The sequence below is a fragment of the Pseudoalteromonas sp. Of11M-6 genome (assembly GCF_022347905.1).
Lineage (GTDB): Bacteria > Pseudomonadota > Gammaproteobacteria > Enterobacterales > Alteromonadaceae > Pseudoalteromonas.
This window is the reverse complement of sequence record NZ_JAKRFW010000027.1, coordinates 46,312-67,721: the sequence shown is the minus strand read 5'-3', so window position 1 is coordinate 67,721 and position 21,410 is coordinate 46,312. Positions and strand designations below refer to the sequence as shown.

General features: G+C 44.3%; 18 protein-coding genes. 12 read left to right on the top strand and 6 right to left on the bottom strand.

Annotation, left to right across the window (positions count from 1 at the left end):
* Positions 1 to 35: 35 nt before the first annotated feature.
* The 3 genes from MHN32_RS14155 to MHN32_RS14145 all read left to right on the top strand — a co-directional run bounded on the left by MHN32_RS14155 (position 36) and on the right by MHN32_RS14145 (position 3,664).
* Complete coding sequence (locus MHN32_RS14155) at positions 36 to 1,274, top strand: NAD(P)/FAD-dependent oxidoreductase (protein ID WP_174168504.1); 1,239 nt, start codon at positions 36 to 38, stop codon at positions 1,272 to 1,274.
* A 191-nt stretch (positions 1,275 to 1,465) separates the two neighbouring features.
* Positions 1,466 to 2,518, top strand: a complete 1,053-nt coding sequence (locus MHN32_RS14150; protein WP_102056422.1) for a hypothetical protein — start codon at positions 1,466 to 1,468, stop codon at positions 2,516 to 2,518.
* A gap of 75 nt (positions 2,519 to 2,593) precedes the next feature.
* Positions 2,594 to 3,664 carry a hypothetical protein gene (locus tag MHN32_RS14145; RefSeq protein ID WP_239422145.1) on the top strand — a complete coding sequence of 357 codons (1,071 nt, stop codon included), beginning with the start codon at positions 2,594 to 2,596 and terminating at the stop codon, positions 3,662 to 3,664.
* A 75-nt stretch (positions 3,665 to 3,739) separates the two neighbouring features.
* Here the strand turns inward: MHN32_RS14145 and MHN32_RS14140 are convergent, their stop codons facing one another.
* Positions 3,740 to 4,975 (bottom strand): MFS transporter, encoded by a 1,236-nt coding sequence (locus tag MHN32_RS14140; RefSeq protein ID WP_239422143.1) that lies wholly within the window; start codon positions 4,973 to 4,975, stop codon positions 3,740 to 3,742.
* A 168-nt stretch (positions 4,976 to 5,143) separates the two neighbouring features.
* Positions 5,144 to 5,659 (bottom strand): acyloxyacyl hydrolase, encoded by a 516-nt coding sequence (locus MHN32_RS14135; RefSeq protein WP_010604071.1) that lies wholly within the window; start codon positions 5,657 to 5,659, stop codon positions 5,144 to 5,146.
* A 180-nt stretch (positions 5,660 to 5,839) separates the two neighbouring features.
* Here MHN32_RS14135 and MHN32_RS14130 point away from each other — a divergent pair, with 180 nt between their 5' ends.
* The 8 genes from MHN32_RS14130 to MHN32_RS14095 all read left to right on the top strand — a co-directional run bounded on the left by MHN32_RS14130 (position 5,840) and on the right by MHN32_RS14095 (position 15,816).
* Positions 5,840 to 6,586: a transporter substrate-binding domain-containing protein gene (locus tag MHN32_RS14130; protein WP_010604072.1), complete on the top strand. Its 747-nt coding sequence runs from the start codon at positions 5,840 to 5,842 to the stop codon at positions 6,584 to 6,586.
* A 78-nt stretch (positions 6,587 to 6,664) separates the two neighbouring features.
* A complete protein-coding gene (ygjK, locus tag MHN32_RS14125) occupies positions 6,665 to 9,022 on the top strand; it encodes an alpha-glucosidase (RefSeq protein ID WP_239422141.1) in 2,358 nt (785 codons plus the stop codon).
* Positions 9,023 to 9,100: 78 nt separating this feature from the next.
* Positions 9,101 to 10,303: an iron-containing alcohol dehydrogenase gene (locus MHN32_RS14120; RefSeq protein ID WP_239422139.1), complete on the top strand. Its 1,203-nt coding sequence runs from the start codon at positions 9,101 to 9,103 to the stop codon at positions 10,301 to 10,303.
* Positions 10,304 to 10,511: 208 nt separating this feature from the next.
* Positions 10,512 to 10,982, top strand: a complete 471-nt coding sequence (locus MHN32_RS14115) for a sigma-70 family RNA polymerase sigma factor (RefSeq protein ID WP_010604075.1) — start codon at positions 10,512 to 10,514, stop codon at positions 10,980 to 10,982.
* 10 nt (positions 10,983 to 10,992) lie between these two features.
* Positions 10,993 to 11,958 carry a FecR domain-containing protein gene (locus MHN32_RS14110; protein WP_239422137.1) on the top strand — a complete coding sequence of 322 codons (966 nt, stop codon included), beginning with the start codon at positions 10,993 to 10,995 and terminating at the stop codon, positions 11,956 to 11,958.
* Between the two features lie 84 nt (positions 11,959 to 12,042).
* A complete protein-coding gene (locus MHN32_RS14105) occupies positions 12,043 to 14,772 on the top strand; it encodes a TonB-dependent receptor (protein ID WP_239422135.1) in 2,730 nt (909 codons plus the stop codon).
* 67 nt (positions 14,773 to 14,839) lie between these two features.
* Positions 14,840 to 15,430, top strand: coding sequence for a biliverdin-producing heme oxygenase (locus MHN32_RS14100; RefSeq protein ID WP_010604078.1), 591 nt, complete (start codon positions 14,840 to 14,842; stop codon positions 15,428 to 15,430).
* Positions 15,427 to 15,816, top strand: a complete 390-nt coding sequence (locus tag MHN32_RS14095) for a YbaN family protein (protein WP_010604079.1) — start codon at positions 15,427 to 15,429, stop codon at positions 15,814 to 15,816. Before MHN32_RS14100 ends, MHN32_RS14095 begins: the two co-directional genes overlap by 4 nt.
* 15 nt (positions 15,817 to 15,831) lie before the next feature.
* On the opposite strand, the gene MHN32_RS14090 is transcribed toward MHN32_RS14095, so the two are convergent.
* Complete coding sequence (locus MHN32_RS14090; protein WP_010604080.1) at positions 15,832 to 17,856, bottom strand: methyl-accepting chemotaxis protein; 2,025 nt, start codon at positions 17,854 to 17,856, stop codon at positions 15,832 to 15,834.
* Positions 17,857 to 18,054: 198 nt separating this feature from the next.
* Here MHN32_RS14090 and MHN32_RS14085 point away from each other — a divergent pair, with 198 nt between their 5' ends.
* Entirely contained in the window at positions 18,055 to 18,507 is a 453-nt protein-coding gene (locus tag MHN32_RS14085; protein WP_010604081.1) for a pyridoxamine 5'-phosphate oxidase family protein, read from the top strand.
* Positions 18,508 to 18,515: 8 nt separating this feature from the next.
* Here the strand turns inward: MHN32_RS14085 and MHN32_RS14080 are convergent, their stop codons facing one another.
* From MHN32_RS14080 to MHN32_RS14070, 3 genes are all read right to left on the bottom strand, one after another.
* Positions 18,516 to 18,932 (bottom strand): GNAT family N-acetyltransferase, encoded by a 417-nt coding sequence (locus MHN32_RS14080; RefSeq protein WP_010604082.1) that lies wholly within the window; start codon positions 18,930 to 18,932, stop codon positions 18,516 to 18,518.
* A gap of 66 nt (positions 18,933 to 18,998) precedes the next feature.
* The gene (locus MHN32_RS14075) at positions 18,999 to 19,973 is read right to left on the bottom strand and encodes a helix-turn-helix domain-containing protein (protein WP_239422133.1); all 975 of its coding nucleotides are present in this window, start codon (positions 19,971 to 19,973) and stop codon (positions 18,999 to 19,001) included.
* Positions 19,957 to 21,330: an MATE family efflux transporter gene (locus MHN32_RS14070; protein WP_227387274.1), complete on the bottom strand. Its 1,374-nt coding sequence runs from the start codon at positions 21,328 to 21,330 to the stop codon at positions 19,957 to 19,959. The genes MHN32_RS14075 and MHN32_RS14070 overlap by 17 nt, the downstream gene beginning before the upstream one ends.
* Between the last annotated feature and the right edge of the window lie 80 nt (positions 21,331 to 21,410).

Here is a 21,410-nt window from a genome sequence, read left to right as displayed (position 1 = left end):
CATTTTCTCACAATATATGATTAAGGAATTACAAAATGGCTAAGGAAAATGTAGATGTACTTATTATCGGCGCTGGACCTGCTGGGACAATGACCGCTGCAAAGCTAATTCAAGCAGGGTTAACCGTGAAGATCGTTGAACGTAGCCACTTTCCACGCTATGTTATCGGTGAAAGTCTTCTACCACAAAGTATGCAGCATTTAGAAGATGCTGGATTTATGGATGCGTTAGTCGCACGCAATTACCAAAAGAAAATCGGTGCTAATTTTAAACAAGATGACTTCCAAGAGTTTTTCGATTTCTCTAAAAATTACACCGACGGCTGGACATGGACATGGCAAGTTCCAAGAGATGACTTTGACAATGTACTGGCTGAAGAAGTGCAAAAAATGGGTGCCCCCATCGAATTTGGCACTTCCGTAGTCGATGCCAACATGGATCTAGAAGAACCTATCATTAAGGTAGTCAATGAGGCTGGCGACGAGCAGGAGATCCAAGCCAAATTTGTTGTTGACTCAAGCGGCTATGGCCGAGTACTAGCAAATCTACTTGACTTAAATGAACCTTCGTCAGCACCGACTCGGGCAACTTTGTTCGCGCAATTTAAACCAGCTGATGGCATAGAAACTGGGGCTGAAAACAATAAAGTAACGATTCTGGTTCACGAAGAGGATGTATGGGTTTGGCTAATACCTTTCTCTGACGGTCGTGTTTCAGTCGGCTTTGTTGGTAACCCTGAGTATTTGGAGAGTGCAGAAGGCGATGCTAAAGCGCGCTTTTTAACCTACCTTGCTCGCGATCAACATGCATCAGCAATGTTGGAGGGAATGGCGCTGTGTATGGAACCAAAGGAGATCAAAGGCTACTCTAAAGGTATCAAACAACTGTTTGGTAAAAACTTTGTCCTAACCGGTAACGCCAGCGAATTTATTGACCCCGTATTTTCAGCCGGTGTTATGTTTGCCATTGAGTCAGGCGCACGCGCTGCTGATCTCATTGTTGCGCAGTTAAATGGCGAAGAAGCAAATTGGCAGCAAGAATATGAAGCGCATATGCTTAAAGGGATTGCTGTCATGCGCACCTATATTGAAGGCTGGTACGACGGGCGCTTGCGCCGTTTATTTTTCTCAAACAACAAGCCTGAAAAAATTAAGAGCCAAATCACTTCTGTGCTTGCGGGTTATGTATGGGATGAGACTAACCCATTTGTGAACCGCAGCGAGAAAACTTTGAACTTGCTATCTGATCTCCATAATAACCCTGAAATGGCGTGATTTTAGCTTTTGAGACCGGCGTGGGAATAGCTTCTCACGCCACATAATATACTAACAAAGATGCGTTTCAGTAGTAGTGAAAGTAGTTGTGCGATGCCTATAGTTTCCCTTATTTGCGATTAAACAAAGTGGGGAATTTTGTTGTAGGCCGACCATAGATGTGGCACTTGGCGCTTTAAAGGACTTAGACAATGAAAACTAACTTTGTATACACTGCTGCACTTTCAGCGTTATTAACAGGCACTGCACTTGCAACTCCCGCACAGGCCTCAGAATATAAAACAATTCTAATTCATGGCTTTCAAGCGGACCAACTTAACCGCCCTAACAGCACCAATGTCGAACTTGAAGGTGAAGAATACTGGTCATCTTTTTGGATAAACCACGCTGATGAGCGTATTGATTGGCCTTCTTATGAGCGTTTGCAAGGCAAAATCGCAACAGATTATATTTGGCCAAAGCTAAAAGCATTTGCAGAAAATGGCACTTGTAATCCTGGCTGTGTCTTTGTTACCCACTCAACGGGTGATTTAGTCGCGCGCTATATCTTAGATAACCAAGCAACTTGGCTTGAAAATGCGGGCCTTCAACCACTTAATATCGTTGCTACTTTTGACCTTGCAGGCGCGGGTGGCGGAAGCGAACTCGCAGACACAGCTATCAACGCTGCGACTTCTGGTGGTGTAGTAGGTGAACTAACTCGCCAAGCAGTTGAGGCATGGCTGGGCAGCATGCCTGAAGAGTTTGGTATCATGTGGGATTTAAAAGTAAATAATGCGCGACAAGTTGCTCAGTATCCGAGTGACAATGCGCCTCGCCTACGCTTTGTTGCTGATGCAAGCGACTATTACGGCCTAACTTCAGGCTTCTTACCAGGTAACGACGATGGTGTTGTATCAACGCACTCTTCTTGTGGTGCATCAGCAAAAGGTGACTTTGGTAGTTGTAGTACAAGCGTTGCTATCAACGGTCAGTTAGCCTCCCAAGATGATGCAGTAACTAGCTTTATGCCATATCACTATCCACTACTAATGAGCGCGGAATATAGCCACGGTAACCTGCCAGATGCTGGATACCAAGGCAAAGTAACAGCGGCTCGTACTCAGTTTAACGCGGGTTATAAAACGATTAGCTACAACACCTATGAAGAAACAACGGGTAGCTGGTTTTGGAAAAAAACTTACCGTTATGTTAGCGAGTCTAACTCACAAAGTTTTTCACAGTTAATACTAAACTCACTGTAACTTAACGGTTATTTTGCTAATTTCTATACCCAAGGAACTGCTCCATGCAGTTCCTTATATTAACCGAGTATTGCTATGAAAAAGTTTTTGTTGATTAGCGCCATTCTTATTGTGATCTGTATCACTGCAGGATATTTTGCCTTGCAGCGCGAAGCTCTGCCCTCAACTGAGTTAGCAGCAACACCACAAGTCACCACACCTATTTTGACACCACCAACAACACCACCAGTCACACCTAAAACTGCGATAACACAAAAACAATCACTGATCGAATCGCTACCACTGGCACAAGCTGCGCAATCAGCTGCGGCACACTATGAATATACTATTTCTCTACCGCCTTATTCACAGCCCCTTGGCAAAGGTGATTTTGATAGGCTCAATCCAAATCATTTCTATGCCATCGAATTGCCAATTGAAGAAAACAACGAACAAGTATCTTTGTCGCTGAATCAATATCGCTTTGTACACCCCGCTACTATCGAGATAAGTTTATCTGGTAGTCAATTTTCTAATGCAACCGCAACGATACTTGACCCTACATCGCAGCAAACCTTATCTACCACCCGCCTCAAAGAGTCTAATGGTATTTGGCTTGGCGCAGTCGATGGCGAGACGACATGGCCTCAAGAGCTGAATGTTGTTGTGCGTGCTAAACCAAACTCGGCTAAGGCCGTTGCATTAACAGCAAGTATCCGCTATTACCAGCCCAGCGCCACACTGCTCGCCATTGCTGAACCTTACCCCGAGCAAGCTGACTTGATAATTCCATTGCAACTTGAAGTAAAGCAAAGTGGTACTTATCGTATCCGTGCAAACCTATTTACTCCCGATGGCACACCAATCAGTCATTTGGTTGAAAAGCAAAAGTTAAGCGAAGGGAAACAGGTATTCAACTTAAAAGCACATCAGTCGGTGCTTGCTCCTTTTTCAGCTAAATCCGGCCCATCCCAGTTCACGTTAAAGACATTTGTGATTGAGAGAATGTCGCCAATGCCGGGAGAGCTTGCGCAGTTTGGTGATAGCAAAATAACCGAATACCACATCACTGATTTCTACTTTGACGCACTGGAGAAGCGCCCATATAAGCCCTCGGCTGCCGAGCGTCAACGTCTAGGTTACTTGCAAAAAATGGCCGGTAAGTAAAGTAACTAACCTTTGATTCGGATAATTAGCATAAAAACAAACGGTGACCCTTTTTAGGTCACCGAGTTAGCTAAGCTATATCGCTTCAGCCGTCGTCTTAGGCCTCAGCTCAGCAATGCGATAAAAACCAAGTGCGGTGATAGATACTAAGGTCATGATGATAAACAGCATCATACCGGAGTAAAAATCTAAAATAAGCCCACCTAAAATGGGCGCTAATGCATACCCCAATGAACATAAGCCAGCAGCACCAAAATAGCTAGCTTTCAGGTTATCTGGTGCCAACCTGTCAATATAGACATTGATGTTAGTAAACATAATTGCTTCGCTCAGACTCAACACCATCATGGCTGCAATCCATCCCCAAATATTGTGTACATCATTCAAGGCCATCATGACTTGTGAAATAATCAATATCACGCCACCCGCATAAAGCCTATTTTCAATGCGCCAATTACGCATCAGATGTAGTAATGGAAACTGACAAACGATGATCACACTAGAATTTGCGATAATTAAGCTAGAAATTAGCCAAGCTAGATCGGGGACCTCTGCACGCGTCAAATACTGCACTAAGCTAGAGTCACATTGCGCATAAACCAAATACACTAAAGTTGTAGCGATGAGCACAATTAAAAAAACTTTATCTTTTCGTAAGATCCTCAGCCACTTTGCAAACTTGGGTACCGACTGAGCGGCAGACTGCAAAGCGAAAGTCTGCGCTTCACTCAGTTTAGGTCTAAAGTAAAGCAGCGCGAGCAACAAACCAATATACGAAATACCAGTATAAATAAAGCTAAACTGCTCACCATTAAGCCCCGCCCATAGCCCGTACAATGGTCCTAAAGCCGCTCCCACATTCACGAGAAAATAGAGTAAATGCAGTGCAAGCTCTCTGTCTTTTGCGTCGGCAAGTTCTTCAGTAAGTAACGCTTTACTAGGCGCATCCCAAAGCGTCCTAGGTAGACAAGCTAAAAACACAGAGGTTGCAAACAACCACAACGACTCAGCCACAGCCAACAGTGAAAAAGAAATCACACCAACAAACACTGCCGCGTAGAGCATTTTGGTGCGACCAAAGCGATCAGCGAGATTCCCCGTATAAAACCCCAAAAATACGGCGAAAGTCGCTGACACCGTTAGCAATAAACCGACCTCTGTTGCACTCAGTCCATAATTTTCGTAAAGAATAACAGCCAAAAAAGGCCATACCATGTAGTAACTAGCGCGAACGAAAAAGTTACCAACAAGCATTACCCAAACTAAAGGTGTAAAGCGCTTTAACCGCTCAATTGCAGAGCTATTCTCCATTGATGTTCCTTGATTATTATTGATTTACACAGAACCCTAATTCCTAAACCTTAGTTTAGGTCAAGCATTTAACTGCATTCTATTATCTTGGATACTGGAATTTTATGAAGAAAAAATTTCATCCTTGAAATCACAAAGGGAGATAAACTAACTCAATAAAATTAAGCATTAAAACCGCTTAACGTAGAACACATTAAAAAAGTCAAGACCGGGGTTGTGGTCGCTCAAACCAGCATTAGAATAATGTAGATATCGGATCCCAACTTTAGTACTGGGGTTCAAATTAACACTAAGTCCAATGCGGTCTTCAAACTGATAGTGAACACCAATGTCTTTACCCGCAAATCGAGTATCACTGACGTAGGTCATGCCAATTCCAAACTCAAAATTTACCGGCTTTCCAGCAAACTCAGTCAGTGGAACACTAAGCACTGGTGACAATGCAATGGCAAACGTCGTGTCTGAGCGTTTTGGTTTGCCGTATTCCCAATAGTTGGTGCTCAGCTCAAAATAAACATAGGCACCTTCTCCAAAACCATAATCCGCTAAACTATAATGCAAGGGACGATACCCAAGCCGCAGTCCTTTTACATCCCCCTCTCCCATCACATAATCAACTGCAACTTCACTAGCATGTGAGTAAGTAGACACAAACAACATAAGCAAGAATAAAACTAAGCGCATAACGACTCCTCTACAACAAGAGCAATTCTACGCCGTTATTTAATTCTTAAAAGACACCAAAAAACCATATAATAATTGCCATTTAAGCACCAATTTGAAGTTTTAATCGGTACATTAATTTAACTAAAACCAATAACAAATTATGAGTTATACTATTAAAAACGATCTTGAGAATGTGGTATGCAGTATATAATTGGGAGCGTTATAGGGATATTTAGTGTATTCAGTGCCTTAGCCGCAGCACCAACAAAAGTAGATATCTATACCGAGCATTTTCCTCCGTACCAGATAGAGCAAAAGAACGGCACCATTACTGGGCTTGCCACTGATATCGTGCGCCTCATTATGTGGGAAGCAGAGCTAAGCTATCAAATTTATATGTTGCCTTGGACTCGCGCAAAAGCCTTCTCCAAAAAATCCCCCTACTCATTGCTCTACTCGATCGCCAGAACGGAGCAACGTGAAGAAAACCATATCTGGATTGCGCCACTTTGTGAGCTAAAGGTCGCGTTTTATAAGCGTGCTGATATTGCCGATCAGCAAGTGTGGGAAATATGGAAAATCAAACAACATGTTGTCGCTGTTGCGGCTGATCAACTCTCCGAAAACTATTTAAAAGCACAAGGCTTTGTCGCCGATAAGAATATGCTATCAGTAACCAGTTTTAGTCGTGCAGGTGAGCTGCTTGAAAGAGGCAGAATAGACTTTATTTTTGGTGCCGAAAACTTTGTAGATAGAATGGCTGCTAGAATGGGTTTAGTGGAGCAATGGGACAAAGTGCTAGAAGTCCCTGAGTTAAGTAAAACCCTCTATTTAACCGCCAACCCGAGCGCCCCTCCAGAGTATATAAATCGGCTACGCGCCGCCGCTGAACGGGTGCAGATGCAACGCAAAAAGGTTGATGTCGGCTGCCCCATTGACGAGTAATTCATCGTTTGCTACTGAACTTTGTACGTCGCTGTGATAGCATTTTCAAAATTGTATACTTTATTCAAAAAACAACAAATGAAAGTACTCACAGGAATGGTATTACTCGTGCTCTTTGTAGCATGCGAAACACACGCAAGCCCAAAGATCATCAACGTGGTTTCACGCTTTGGCCACCCTCAGGTGATGAAGCCCGCAGACAAGTTTGGCCATAGTCCCTATTCACCACTTTTTGATAACGGCGCATGGCATGGTCACTTACTTCCTGATAGCGCGGCGGAATTTGGTGGTTTCACGGGTAACGCGATTATCACCGAAGAGTATTTAACCTATTTATTTGAACGTATTGAGCGTCTACAGGTTTTTCACGGTGATATCAAATTGCAATTTGATGCAGCGCAGTACAGCCTACCAGGAGAGCTGGTACAAACGCTCAGACATGAGCTCGCGACGGTGACTATCCGCCTACGCTTTGTTAGCGAGCGTGTTTCTCTTATTCAAACCACGATTCATACAAAGCAACGACTTACTTTAAAATTGGACGGCAAATTACTCCACCAACTTAATCAACAACAAGCACTGGACCAACAATACCCTAAGCTCGCTCCAACCATGGTTGCCAGCGAAAGTGGGATCAGTACCACTTTTGGTCGTGTTCGCGATCCGTGGGCGCTTCTGACCTCTGGTAGCAACGAGTACTCAATCACCCGCACAATCCCTTTCAAAAATGTGGTGGAAAATGACCGTTATTATAGCGAGACACAAATCTCTGGTGATCTGCAGTTTTATACCGCCATAAGTTATGTCCATAATCAACAGGAACGCATACAAACAGCAAAGGCCGTTGCCGAAATTCTCTCATCCCCTGTTAAGTATTGGCAACGCTCTAAAGCTCGCTGGATGGGCTATTTAGCACGCTATCAAACCTTACCACGAGATAAACAAACATTGGCGATAAAAGCCGTTGAAACCCTCATTGGTAACTGGCGATCTCCCGCAGGAGCAATCGTGTTTGATACCGTATCGCCTTCGGTCACTGCTCGCTGGTTTTCCGGCAATTTAACTTGGCCTTGGGACAGTTGGAAACAAGCGTCAGCGCTGAGACTATTTGCACCAGATTTAGCCAAGGCCAACATTGATGCCGTATTTTCCTATCAAATAGCAGCTAACGATCCTGTGAGACCCCAAGATAAAGGCTTATTACCCGATTTAATTGGTTATAACCTGCCACCAGAACGCGGTGGCGATGGGGGTAATTGGAGCGAACGGAATTCAAAACCCTCGCTGGCCGCTTGGGCGGTGTTGAATACCTACCATGCCAGCAAAGACAAAGCTTGGCTTGCACAAATTTACCCTAAACTTGTCGCCTATCGTGATTGGTGGCTACGCAACCGTGATCACAACCAAAATGGTATTCCAGAATTCGGTGCAACCATAGATAAACACCATAATAATCAAGCGGGTGAATTGTTATTTTATCTACATGAAGGAAAGCAAAAGCATGCCCATTTTGGGCTAAAAGCCTATCGCGATGCGCAGGCACAGGGTAAACAGATAAGTATTCCCGCACAGACCGCAGCGTCATGGGAATCTGGAAGAGACGATGCTGCTAACTTTGGTTTTATCTCACCACAGCAGCTTGAGATCTATGTGAAACAAGGTGGCGATGCTAAAGACTGGCAAGTCGAATTTGCTAGCAATAAGGACGCCCAAGGTCACCTGCTAGGCTACTCTTTGATGCAAGAGTCGGTTGATGGGGCCAGTTATTTTTATTCTGATACCAAAAACTTGAGTACCATCGCCAATATCTTGGCTAAGCCGCAGGAAGCCAAAGCCTTTTCAGCACAAGCAAAGCAGATCGCCGATTATATTAACCGCTGCATGTTCGAAGATAACAGCGGATACTACTACGATATTCGTATTGCCCCATCACCGCTTGAAAATGGCTGTGCAGGGAAACCAATCATTGAACGTGGTCGCGGCCCAGAGGGTTGGGCTCCGCTCTTTAATCAGGTAGCAACAGCGTATCATGCTAAACGCGTCTCTGAAGTAATGCTCAGCCCCAGTGAATTCAACACCTATATTCCTCTAGGCTCTGCATCCCAGACCAACCCTGCATTTGGTGCAAACATCTATTGGCGTGGTCGTGTCTGGCTTGACCAGTTGTATTTTGGCTTGATGGGACTAAGTTATTATGGTTATGAAACTGAAGCGAACACTTTGCTTCAGCGATTTATGCAAAATGCGGATGGTCTGCTGCAAAACGCGCCTATTCGCGAAAACTACAATCCACTCACCGGCGAGCAGCAAGGTGCACCGAACTTTTCATGGAGCGCGGCCCATATTTTGCTCATGATAGAAGCATTTGAGATGGACAAGCCCAAAGGGCCAATTAAAGAAGAAAAGCCAATTTCACAGCAAATCACCACAAATTAGCCGATAATTTGCTAGCAATTCAGTGATGATCCGTCTACATTTTTTAAATGATACAAAAACAAAATTAGACGGATCGCAATGAGTTGGTTTTACCGTATTTACCATTTTGCCCTAAAGTGCATTGTTATTTTTATCGGGATCCCGAATCCCAAATTACATCAGGGAAAAACGGGGCTGTTAGACGCCATTAAGGCGCTGGGGTTAAAAAATGGAGATAACGTCTTAGTCGTGACCGACCAAGTGCTGCTCAAGCTCAACTTGCATCAGGTTGTGGAAAACACACTACGTGAGTCAGAGTTAGTCACGCATTATCACGCAGATGTTTTACCCAACCCCACCATAACAAACGTTGAAGATGGTCTAAAGGTCTACCAACAGCATCAGTGTAAAGCAATTATCGCGCTTGGCGGTGGCTCGGTACTCGACACGGGCAAGCTGATCGGTGCTCGGGCTGTCAAGCCGAACAAACCGGTGACTAAACTCAAAGGGTTGTTTAAAGTCTTAAAACGCCTACCGCCGAATATCGCGATCCCAACAACCGCAGGAACCGGCTCGGAGACCACCGTTGCCGCCGTTGTTAACGATCCTAGCAATCACGCCAAGTATGCCGCGACTGATTTTTGTTTAGTGCCGCACCATGCCGTATTATTACCGGAATTAACCACAAGTATGCCTGCACATATCACCGCGACTACGGCAATTGATGCACTAACCCACGCCATTGAGGCACTACTGAGTATTAACTGTCTTAAGTTTAGCCGCGGCCGTGCTCTTGAGGCCTGTAGAGCCATCTTTGAATATTTACCCAAAGCACAACGAGACCCACAAAATCTAGAAGCAAGGGCGCAACTACTACTCGCTTCCCATTACGCAGGACAAGCTTTTACCAGAACTTCTGTCGGCTACGTACATGCAATTTCACACCAATTGAGCGCTCAATATGGTACGCCACACGGGCTTGCCAATGCGGTGTTACTCATGCCCGTGCTAACCTGGTATGGCGAGCGCATTAACCAGCAACTCGCGCTCATCGCCAGATACTGTGGATTAACCTCGTTAGACTATCCCGTCGAACGCCAAGCGGATGACCTGTTGGAGCACATCAAGCGCTTATTGCTTGATTTACAGATCCAAACCACGCTCGCCGAAGTACTTCCTGATGATGCCGCGCTACTCGCAGAGCTGGCGCTAAAAGAAGCACATCCAGATTATCCGGTGCCCCATTTTATGGATCCCTGCGCCTGCCAACGCATTATAAAAGGTATCGCTCCTACGCCTTAATAAGCACTGCGCTTAATGTTTGGCACCAAAGAAATTTAAAATAAAGTTAATATTTTCAAAACCTTAAATTCAAACACCAAGTGAAAGCACTAAAAACATAAAATCTATTAACGAACAGTTAAAAGCCAACAAACACAAACAAAAACAATTCTCAATAACAAAAATCAATGCTAGTATGCGCGACTTTTGAAAAGCAAACTGGTGTATTTTGGAACGTTATTACTCAGAAGTATTAAGTTATATCGCTCGTTCAGTGGGGTGCAAAGATAAGGCTCAAAATATAGTCCAAGAGGCGTATACCCGAATACTAAGTTATAAAAGCAGCAATCCAAAGCAGGATAACACGCAAGAGCGCGCGCTGTTTTTTAAAGCCGCAAAAAACATTGTGATTGATCAGTATCGCAAAAATCAAACCGTTGCTGAGCCCGACGACTTCGAATTAGTCGCGCCAAGTTATTATGAGCCTGAGGCTAAGCTTGCAAGTCAACAACAACTGGCATTACTTAATCGAAGTATCGACTCCTTACCCCTAAAAACTAAGCAAGCATTTGTGCTCTATAAATTTAAAAACTTAAGCCAGCCACAAATAGCAGAGCAAATGGGGATATCTGTCAGCATGGTCGAAAAACACTTGGCAACTGCCATGCTCGCTTGCCGTAACGCATTACAAAAACAATAAGAGAATCGCAATGGACCGTCATAATGTATCAATACAGCAGCAAGTAAACCACTGGCTGGAACTCGAAAGGCAAGGGCTCAGTAAAACGCAGCAGCAAGCGCTCAATCGTTGGCTTGGTGAGAACCGTGCGCACCAAACAGCCTATCAAGAAAGTAAACAGATTGAGCGACTGTTATCGCAATTTTCAGATCAAGACATTGCACAATTAGAGAATCCACTTACACACTCGAAGCTTAAATCAAAGACAACTCAGCGGTACTTCGCCATTGCTGCATGCTTTGCACTTTTTGCGTTGAGTTTCTTTGGCTATCGAACGTGGTTCTTTCAAGTAAACAAAGACACCTTTCACGCCAGCTATCAGTCAGCACGAGGCGAATTACGCAATATCTCACTGCCCGACCAATCTCGACTGACCTTAGATGCCAAAACTTCCCTCGCTATTGATTTTGATGGCAATCGGCGTAGTAATAAACTACTCAGTGGACGCGTATTGTTTGACGTTGCCAGTGACAAAAGCCGTCCATTTGTTATCAGCGCCGGTAGCACAAAAATTACCGTATTAGGTACCCGCTTTTCTGTTGATAAAAAACCCAATAGCGTTCGCATTGTGGTGGATCATGGCCGTGTAAACGTGCAAAGCCAAAATCAGCAAATAACGCTGACAAAAGGTCAAATGGCGGTCGTGGACAGTGACGGCATTGTCAAGGCTGAGTTTGATCCAAACCTCAATCTCGTTGATGCGTTTAAGCAAGGACGACTCGTGTTCGACAATACACCACTTAACGAAGCACTTGAGGAATTTAAACGACATCATGCGATAAGTTACACCTTAAGCGCTCAATCAACTGAGCAATTGGTTATTTCGGGTACTTTTGTAGCATCAGAGCTCGAAAGCTTTTTAAACTTACTTCCACATGTTCTCCCTGTAGAAGTTAAAGAGTATAACAATCATATAGTTATAGTTAATTCTCGATGATGAGATAAAAATATTCAAATTTTTATTGAGGAGTTCTCATTCTCATTCGTTTTCATCTTAGGTAATTTATTTGGACGCATAACAATGAGAACTCGCTCTGTTTTAAACACAAGACTCACTCCCTTAGCATTTGCACTCGGGCTTAGCCTGAGCCTGCCTGCAACCGCGCAGAGTCATGTTGCTTTATATCAATTTAATCTTACGCAGCAACCTATTAGCCATACCTTAACGCAGGTAGCTGAAGCTGCGAGTATGAATCTAATTGCCGATGCGAAACTATTAAATGGCCTGCAAGCCCCAGCACTTAAAGGAGAGGTAAGTTTAACCGAGGCACTAGAACGAACACTAAAAGGTAGCCAGCTAACAGCGAGCATTATCGACAACAACATCGTTATTAAAGCGGCGATTAACGGGTCAGCGCCTGTAAAAAGCAAAACCAATAATACTCAGGAAAAGGCAAAGCACAGCCAAACACCAAATCCGCAAGATAATATTGAAGTTATCACGGTCAAAGGCGATAAACTCAATCTTAATCGTGAACAGATTTCTCGAACCAAGGGTTTATCTAACTCGGATATTTTCTCAACGTTTTCTGGTATAGAGGCAAACAATATTCGAAACGAAGCTGGCGCACTTGATATTGGTATTCGCGGCGTGCAAGGCGAAGGTCGAGTGCCGATTTTCATCGACGGTAGTTTGCAATCAACGCACACAAACCGCGGCTATATGGGCTCGTCTGACAGAACCTATATCGATTCAAACTTGATAAGCTCGGTTAATGTCGAAAAAGGCGCATCGGCCAAAGCATCACCTTTCGGCTCAGGTGCAATCGGCGGAACAGTCAATATCCGAACATTGGGCACGCAAGATATTCTCCAAGACGGTAAGCGTTTTGGCGCTTTAGTTAAGGTAAATACGCATAACAACAATAAAACACCTGAAGTACCAGAGAGCTTTGGCCTGCAAAGTTATTATGAAATCAGCAACCACAATGACACACTCGACTTTGCAGGCGGCGGGTTTACGCTAGCAACCGCTTATCAACAGGATAACTTACAAGCGGTACTCGCTTATAGTAAGAAAAAGGTTGGTAACTACTTTGCTGGTAAAAATAGCTTTGACGACTTTGTTGAAACCGTGGAGTATGTACGTTGGGTGCCTTCAACTGATCATGAGGGGCAATATGACGAAGTAACAGTAGTCGACCAGATCCCACCTCCAGTTAACCAAAATGGCGAAGTCGTCAATACAAGCTTTGAAAGCGACTCATATCTTGCCAAACTAACTTATGCGTTTACGGACGAACAATCATTAGAGGTGAATACACGCTACCATAAGCAAGAAGCGGGAGAAATGCTGGCCACCTACTGGTACAAACAACGAGCCGGTGACACCAAGTTTTGGAAGGTGATCGATGAAAATGGCCAAGAACAATGGATGTCCGAAGAAATTCCAGAAGGCGTAGAAACCATGCCGCAGTGGGCTCCAGGCTCTGCTCTGGTAAACAGTGCTAGTACGTTATACCGTTTTTTACCGAGTAATAACTCATTAGTCGACCTTAGTGTTAACGTTTGGCGTACCAGCGCAAGGTTACAGCAATATAATGCGCTTGGCAGTAACCTGGGAGCAAATGCGGGGCAATATTTTCACCGTTATAATAATAAGCGTCATGGGATAAGTGCATTCAATACCTCTGCATTATCGCTGGCAAGTACACCGATTACTTTGACTTATGGTCTATCTTGGCAGGTTGAGAAATTAAGCCCTCATAAAGACTGGAAAGACAATTTTAATCGAGACTGGTACCCTGCTGACTTCAATTTAAAAGCCACTTCACGACATGGCAAACAAACAAAACGTGCATTATTCGCCAATGCCAATATCGATCTTGCGCCTGTAGAGTTTGCACTGAACGTAAACCTTCATGACTCGGTCAACGAGGACTATCAAACAGGCGAAAAACTTACATTTGATGCCAAAGCGGATGTGACTGTACAAGCAAATTATCAACTGCTTGATAATACAGTTATTAAAGCCAAATATAGCAACGCATATCGAATGCCAAACCTGTACGAAACAACAGTTTCTAATGAGGTGTTTTCCTACTCTAGTGACTACCCGATCACCCCTGAAAAAACGAAATCGTATGATATTGGCTTTGAGAGTGACTTTAGCAACTTACTCAGCCACGGGGATAAGCTAATTATCTCGGCGGAGTACTTCTACACCAATATTGAAAGTATGTTGGCAACAGGCTTCTTGCCTAAACCCGACGCACCTTCATGGGATCAAAAGTTCACCTTTACCAACTATGATAAGTTTGAACTCCCCGGCACGGAATTTGGCCTTCATTACCAAAGCGACTTATTTTACAGCAGGTTATCTTACACAAAGTACACCGACGTCAAAATGTGCTCACGCTTAATGGCCGAGGCTGCAGGTGTCGATACTTGTAATACGACCGGCTTTGCGGGGAGTTTAACACCACTTCGTGTGCCTCCTGAAAAAAGCTATATCGCAACGCTTGGTATGACACTCTTTAACGACACAATTGATACGGGTTTTACTTACAAAAAACACGCTGAGAAACATCACCCGGGCGGCTTTTTGGCAGGGACTGGAGTAACTGCGCTTGAGTATATTCCAGCAGGCTATCAGCTCGACTTTTATCTTGATTATATCTTTAGCGACAGCATCAAAGGCAACCTAGCGATCACCAACTTGACCGATCAGTATAAAGTTTCAAGCGGCTCAATCGTCGCGATGCCAGAACCTGGCCAAACCATTTCGATTGGCTTAGAACTCAAACTTTAATCAACACTTAGGCGCTGTACTTTTGCTTAAAGACAGCGCTATATTTTTACATCACCTTGGAGCATCAATGACTACCGTTACCTCTGCACTTTCTCGAGCGCAAAACTTAAAACATGCAACTGCAGATACCCACGACAATGTAGACAAATCCATTATGGCGCAAGACCCATTCGCCAATACACAAAGCTATCTCGATTTCTTACGACTACAGTTTTATTTTTTAAAAGATGTGAGCGCTCTTTATGAACACCCAGAATTATTAGCGCTTATTCCTGATTTGGCCGCGCGCCGCCGCTTAGGTTTGCTTGAGCAAGACTTTATCGACCTTGAAACCACCATCCCTACTCCCTACTTAATGCCAGAAGTAACCAATAATACCGACGTCGCCAGAGCGCTCGGCTGGCTATATGTGGTTGAGGGCTCAAAGGTCGGTGCAGCCATGCTGGGTAAACAAGTTGGGGCCAAGCTCAATTTTGATGCGCAGCACGGCGCTCGATATTTAGCAGGCCCAGGAGCCGGTCGCGGCAGCGCTTGGCGAGAGCTTGTGCAAATCATAGACGCAATTGAATTGAGCGAACAGCAAGAACAGGCGCTAATTGAAGGTGCTCGTCAGGCATTCACCCGTTTCCAAGCATTCCAGGCACACGTTTATTCATGATGTTTAAAGCCGCCTTAGCCAACTATAAGAAAATAGCCCTACTGCTATGCGGATATCTATTTGTAGCCCTCGGTGTTATTGGTATTGTTTTGCCCGTCATGCCAACCACTGTGTTTTTTATTCTGGCTTTGGCGTGCTTTTCAAAAGCCTCTCCTAGGCTTGCCTTGTGGCTGCTAAATCACCCAAGGTTTGGCGCTTCATTAACGCAATGGAAGCAATACAGGGTTATTCCACTCAAGGCTAAAGTCATGGCAACAGTGGGCATGACAGCGAGCTATGCTTTACTTATTTTGCTCTCACCAGCAGCCTGGTTGGCCTGTGTAGTTGGCAGTATAAAGATCGCAGTAATGTCTTATATTTATTCCAGACCATCAAAGCGTGTGTAATACCAGTTTACATTCTTATAATTTAAAACGCTCAACCAGTGTTGCTAGACGATGCGAGAAGCTACTGAGCGACTCGCTGCCTTTAGCCAAGCTTTGCATCGCCTGAGCATTCTCATTTGCGGTACTTTGTGCATCTAGCATCACCTGCTCAATTTGCTGACAATCCGTCGCTTGGTGATCAGCGGCTTGGCTGACTTCTTCACTCAACTGCGTAACCTGTAAAATAGCGTTGGCAATTTCATCCATGGCACTGGCAAGCGCCTCACTTTGTTTAACACATGAGGCAACATCACGTTGGCCGGAGTTAATGGCCTCAGAGGCGCTATGTGTATCCTGTCTCAGAGCTGCGATCATTTGGTTAATTTCATTAGTCGACTCTTGCGTCCTAGACGCAAGCGTTCTAACCTCATCGGCGACCACCGCAAACCCTCTTCCCTGCTCACCAGCTCGAGCCGCCTCTATTGCTGCGTTTAGCGCCAACAGATTGGTTTGCTCAGCAATAGAAACAATGGTATCCAAGATACTGCCGATATTCTCGCTATGTGTGGTCAATTTGGTCATGCTCTCTACCGCTTCACTCATGCGCGTGCTGAGCGATAGAATATGTTCTTTATTGTCTTGTGTGTATTTACTGACCTCGGTTTTATGCTGGTTAGCGGTATGGATGCTCGCGAGGCTATCTGACGAGCGTTCGGAAACCGCCAAAGCACTAGCTGAAATACTTTGTGCTAAGCGATTGGCATTATCCATGCGGCGCATTTGCTCAGTCGCATTATTGGCTATTTGTTTACTTTCGCTTAATGATGATTCCGATAGTCCTTCTAACTCATGAACCTGATTATTGATTGACTCTAGCAAAGCACGGAGATTGTCTTTCACCTGATTAATATTATCAATTAACTGACCAAATTCATCATCACTGCGCTTACTCATTTGCTTCGAAAAGTCTCCAGCAGCAAGGTATTTGAGCATTTTATTCACCGCAGCCAACGGCCCAAGCATTGCCCGGCTAGTTGAAACCGAGATAAACGCACCTAAAGCAATAAAGACAATCACCAATAAAATGGCGGTATTTTGCGCTCGCTCGATAAGGGTTTCAGCATTATTTTGAGAACGATTAAACGCCGCATTAGCGCTTTGCTGCATTTTCTCAAGCTCGGTTAAAATGGCAAACGCATGCTGCTCTGATTGCTTATATAACATTGCAGCTTGCTGTTGCTGACGCAGTTTCTCTTGTACCGCGACATAAAGATGACCGGGCTCACCCAGCTTTTCCCTGAGCTTAGTCATGCCCTCACTAAACTGATTTAACAAATCATCTGCATCCATGCCATAGGCTTGGCGCTTCAAAAACGTTAGGTTATTTTCAATATTATCTAACAAAAACAACATATCTTGCTGGTGCTGATCTACTTGCTCTAGCGTTAAACCGCTGATCCGCTGACTGTTGTTTTCCAGTGTAAACAACATGTCATCAATACGAACGCCAGTCCCAACCATTTCTTCCAACTGCCGTGTTTTGTCTGTCTCGATTAACTCAAGATCCAGCATGGCATTGCTGGCCTGTTCTTTATCCTGTTTAAGTGCTTGATATTGTGATTGGATCCGTTGCTGCGCTTGTACAACATCTGCCTTAGCCTGCAACATTTGTTCTGCGGCACGACTGAGCTGCTCACCCAGCGCCAGAGTTTGCTTTAATGGTGTGACAAATTCAGGCATGGCTTGCGTCAATGACGTTAAGTGCCGCTGGCGCTCAACATACAGTTGCTGCTGTGTGGTAAATTGCTGTCGAGCCCGATTGATATCTTGCTCGCTTTCGAGGGTATAAGCTTGAGAAACCAACTTGCTGAGCTTAAGCTGCTCAAGTTGCAAGGCGTCGGCACTGCGCTGAATAGGCAAAGTAATTTGCCCCATATTTTGATTAGCGGACTTTATTTGCGCCAATGCTAAATAGGCAAGCACGCACGCAAGTAACAGCAGCACACCTAATGCACTAAAGCCTAAAGTAATTTTTTGTTTTATTGTTAGTTTACTTAGCATAATGTCATTGCTCTATTTTGAGTAAACAAACTATGTTACAAATGGGATAAAAAACCAAGTAAATACTCTAAAAATTACCAACATACCTTTTAAAAAGGTAGCTTCAAATTTGCGGTTTTGCTTACTTAGTTTTTGATTTTATTTTTAGTTTTAGCGATCATTGCGGTTAGGTCTTTTATTATTTAAGAGCATAACAAGATGAGAGAAACCGCAATCAACGAAGCAAAGGCCTTATGCCAAAACCATAAGAGCGCATTTTTATCTACCTTCTCTAACAACCAAAAGGGCTTTCCTTTTTCTTCTATCGCTCAATATGTTTTTCTTGAAGATAATCACTTTTACTTCTTTATTAGTGATATCGCCCAGCACACCAAGAATTTAGCCAAGCACCCGGCACTTTCGTTTATGGTGCTCGGTGATGGTGCGGTTGAAGACGTTGAAAATGCGCGAGTTACTATTCTTGGGCATGCACACAAACTACCAAGAGCGGATAGCGAAAGCCTGATTGCACAATTCGTAATAAAGCACGAAAAAGCTCAGCAATATGCCATGCTCGGTGACTTTCACCTATGGCGAATTGAAGTGGCGAGGGTTCGATATGTAGGCGGTTTTGGCCGTGCATTTTGGCTAGAAAAACAGGAATGGTACTAACGTAGGTGCTACACTGCAAAAGCGTGTTCAAACTCGCTTTCTCGTCTATGCGATTGCGGTTGATTGGTCATCTCAGCCAAGGTTTTGCGCCAAAAACCGCACGAGCTTTCAAGCTTATCTTGCATACGCACTTTCCAACGACCTTTGTATACTGACCAAATGTGTGCCATAAACTCGGTGGCGTAACGCTTTCTGCGCTCGGCAGGAGTAATATAAAGCGCACAGACTTCAAACTCTCGGCGGTTTGAAATACCTATTACGGTAAAGCCAACCAACTTACCATCTGCATAAAAAAGATAAGCGATATTGGTTGCGCTACACAGTTCAAACGAGCCCACTTGCTTTTGATAATGGCTCGCTTCTAGCAAATGTGTAAAAGTCTGCTCGCTGTATTTATCAACTCGAATTAACTCTAGTTCAACCACTTTTTTAATCTCCCGCTTGGTGTACGGTTGATCATGCTTAAAGTTTGTGGGCGAATTGTGAAGTTTTTAGATTGATTTAGTAAATTTTAGCGGCTTGACCTTTAACCAAATTTCCAGCGCAATCACCTTATCACTTGGCGAGCCTCCATTTTCTTGTGAAATTACTTCAGGATAATGTTCAATTAAGGGCGCATCTTCTGGCTCGTATCCGCTTTGTGGCAGCCACTTTGCGAAAATATCTAATTGGAAACTCAACAAGTCTTTAATTGCTCCACGGTAATCAAAAATTGCGTATATTCCCGCGCTGAGCACATTGAGTTGATATGGCCGAGTCACCGCAGATTTTAACTCGTCGTTAATCACAATTGCACCATCGTAACGCGCTTTATCTAGTGGCGTAAAAACGGGGTTATCATGACCAAAACCAAACTTTTGTACTTGGCTATAATCCAGTCCATGTGCACTAGCCCACGCTGCAAGCTGCTGCCAACAGGCGCTAATTCCTTGCAATTGGTAGCCTTGTGACGCGCGTAATGTACATAAGGGTAGCTGTGAAATGGAGTGTAGTTTAACCGGCTGGATAACACTGTGTCGCTCAGCTCTTAATGCGTGTATTCGGGTAAGTTGTGTCGTGTTAAGGGCCGGCTCAATGTTATTTTTTGTCACCAATTTACGTAGTTGTTCTGTTTTTCGCACACTTGAAGGAGTCACACCAAAGTGCTCTTTAAACGCTCGCGAAAAGTTTGCGCTACCAGAAAAACCAAACTGTAGCGCAATATCTGTCACATTGTACTCTTCGGCTAGCAACAACATATTGGCCGCGCGCTCCAACCTCACGCGATTAGTGTACTGGCTCAAAGATTCACCAATCACAGCTGCAAAAATGCGCTGGAAATGAAACTTAGAAAAATGGCTCAGGCTCGCCGCTTGCTGTAACGAAAGCGGCGACTCTGGATTACTATGCACCCACTCAATGACAGGTTGTAACCGCCCTAAATATATCTCTTCAGCGCTTAACTTTTGCTCAGTTGATTGATGCAAGCTGTATCTCTCCCGATTGGCTCTTAGCCTGTTGATAGTGCCGCCAACACAGTATAAATGTTAACCCTGCGGCTATAAAATCAGCCCCTACAAGTGCCATAAATACACCATTTAAGCCAAAGTAGTGCGGTGCAATAACGATTAATGGAACTAGAATAAACATCACCTTCAAGGCGCTGTAAAAACAAGCGCGTTTGGCATCACCTTTTGCTTGATAAAATCCAGATGCTAAAATTACCACGCCAAATAGCGGCATCCCCCAAAGGGCTGAGCGAAAAACGCGCTCTCCTATTTCGAGAAATTCACTCGCTTCGGTAAACAGGCTCAGCCATAGCCTCGGCAATCCCATCAACCCTAGCGTCAATAGCAGTGCAAATCCTGTCATACCCAAAAAAGCAACTCGCGTACACGCTCTTACTCGCCCACTATGTCCTGCCGCTAAGTTATAGCCGACGATAGTTTGAAATGCGATCAACATTGCAATCGCGGGTAGAATTGCAAAATTAATGATACGTCCCAGCATGCCGTGGGCGACTACCCAATTTTCGTTTGCAAAAGACAACAGCTGCCAGTTAACCACCGCAGTTTGCACGCCAAGGCAAAATTGCGTGATCAAGATAGGCATCCCGATTGCGAGGATCGGTAGCCAAGCACGAGGTTTCCAACACACCTTAACCGCAAGCAAGTCAGTACGCTTTCTTTTTAGCTGAAGCGCAATAATCAATGCCCCCAATTGCGCTGCGATTGTCGCATATGCCGCACCTGCAACCCCCAAACCAAATTGCGCGATAAATAGATAATCAAGCAGTATATTGAGCACAGCCGAGACTAATAACAACAGCATCATCAACTGCGGTTTACCCTGACCACGGAACATATCAGCCACGATAGGTAATAAAACTCCGGTAATGGCACAAAGATATAACGGCTGTATGTAGCTAAGCGCATCCTTTACAAAAACCGCTTCCACTTGCAAAAGTGATAAGAGCTCAAGTGGATAAAGCCAACCAAGTACCAAGAATACCACGCTAACTATACCGCCAATTATCAGTCCATGACCGATAACCTCTGCGGCTTTACCTACTTGCTTTGCTCCGATTAATCTTGTCATTGTGGCCGCCATACCTGCAGATACCATAGCGGTTAGCGCTATCATTAACACCTGCAGCGGGTAAACCATAGCCACGGCACCAAATGCCATCTCTGACACGTAGCGACTAATAAACCAGCCGTCAACCAAGGCATATAAACCCACAACGAGTAAACCGATACAAATGGGAATACTGGTTCGAATAAACAGCACTAATATGGGCATCTCGGCGAGCTGCACGAGCCCTAATTGATTTTTATCTTTCATGTAAACTACTCCTCAGTTGCCATAATATGGCAAGGTAAAACTACTTAACCTGAGGTTACAAATTCCAAAGAAAGATAAAT

Coding starts and splice junctions, on each gene's coding strand:
- MHN32_RS14155 (WP_174168504.1), top strand. CDS start 36: ATGGCTAAGGAAAATGTAGATGTACTTATTATCGGCGCTGGACCTGCT.
- MHN32_RS14150 (WP_102056422.1), top strand. CDS start 1,466: ATGAAAACTAACTTTGTATACACTGCTGCACTTTCAGCGTTATTAACA.
- MHN32_RS14145 (WP_239422145.1), top strand. CDS start 2,594: ATGAAAAAGTTTTTGTTGATTAGCGCCATTCTTATTGTGATCTGTATC.
- MHN32_RS14140 (WP_239422143.1), bottom strand. CDS start 4,975: ATGGAGAATAGCTCTGCAATTGAGCGGTTAAAGCGCTTTACACCTTTA.
- MHN32_RS14135 (WP_010604071.1), bottom strand. CDS start 5,659: ATGCGCTTAGTTTTATTCTTGCTTATGTTGTTTGTGTCTACTTACTCA.
- MHN32_RS14130 (WP_010604072.1), top strand. CDS start 5,840: ATGCAGTATATAATTGGGAGCGTTATAGGGATATTTAGTGTATTCAGT.
- ygjK (WP_239422141.1), top strand. CDS start 6,665: ATGAAAGTACTCACAGGAATGGTATTACTCGTGCTCTTTGTAGCATGC.
- MHN32_RS14120 (WP_239422139.1), top strand. CDS start 9,101: ATGAGTTGGTTTTACCGTATTTACCATTTTGCCCTAAAGTGCATTGTT.
- MHN32_RS14110 (WP_239422137.1), top strand. CDS start 10,993: ATGGACCGTCATAATGTATCAATACAGCAGCAAGTAAACCACTGGCTG.
- MHN32_RS14105 (WP_239422135.1), top strand. CDS start 12,043: ATGAGAACTCGCTCTGTTTTAAACACAAGACTCACTCCCTTAGCATTT.
- MHN32_RS14100 (WP_010604078.1), top strand. CDS start 14,840: ATGACTACCGTTACCTCTGCACTTTCTCGAGCGCAAAACTTAAAACAT.
- MHN32_RS14095 (WP_010604079.1), top strand. CDS start 15,427: ATGATGTTTAAAGCCGCCTTAGCCAACTATAAGAAAATAGCCCTACTG.
- MHN32_RS14090 (WP_010604080.1), bottom strand. CDS start 17,856: ATGCTAAGTAAACTAACAATAAAACAAAAAATTACTTTAGGCTTTAGT.
- MHN32_RS14085 (WP_010604081.1), top strand. CDS start 18,055: ATGAGAGAAACCGCAATCAACGAAGCAAAGGCCTTATGCCAAAACCAT.
- MHN32_RS14070 (WP_227387274.1), bottom strand. CDS start 21,330: ATGAAAGATAAAAATCAATTAGGGCTCGTGCAGCTCGCCGAGATGCCC.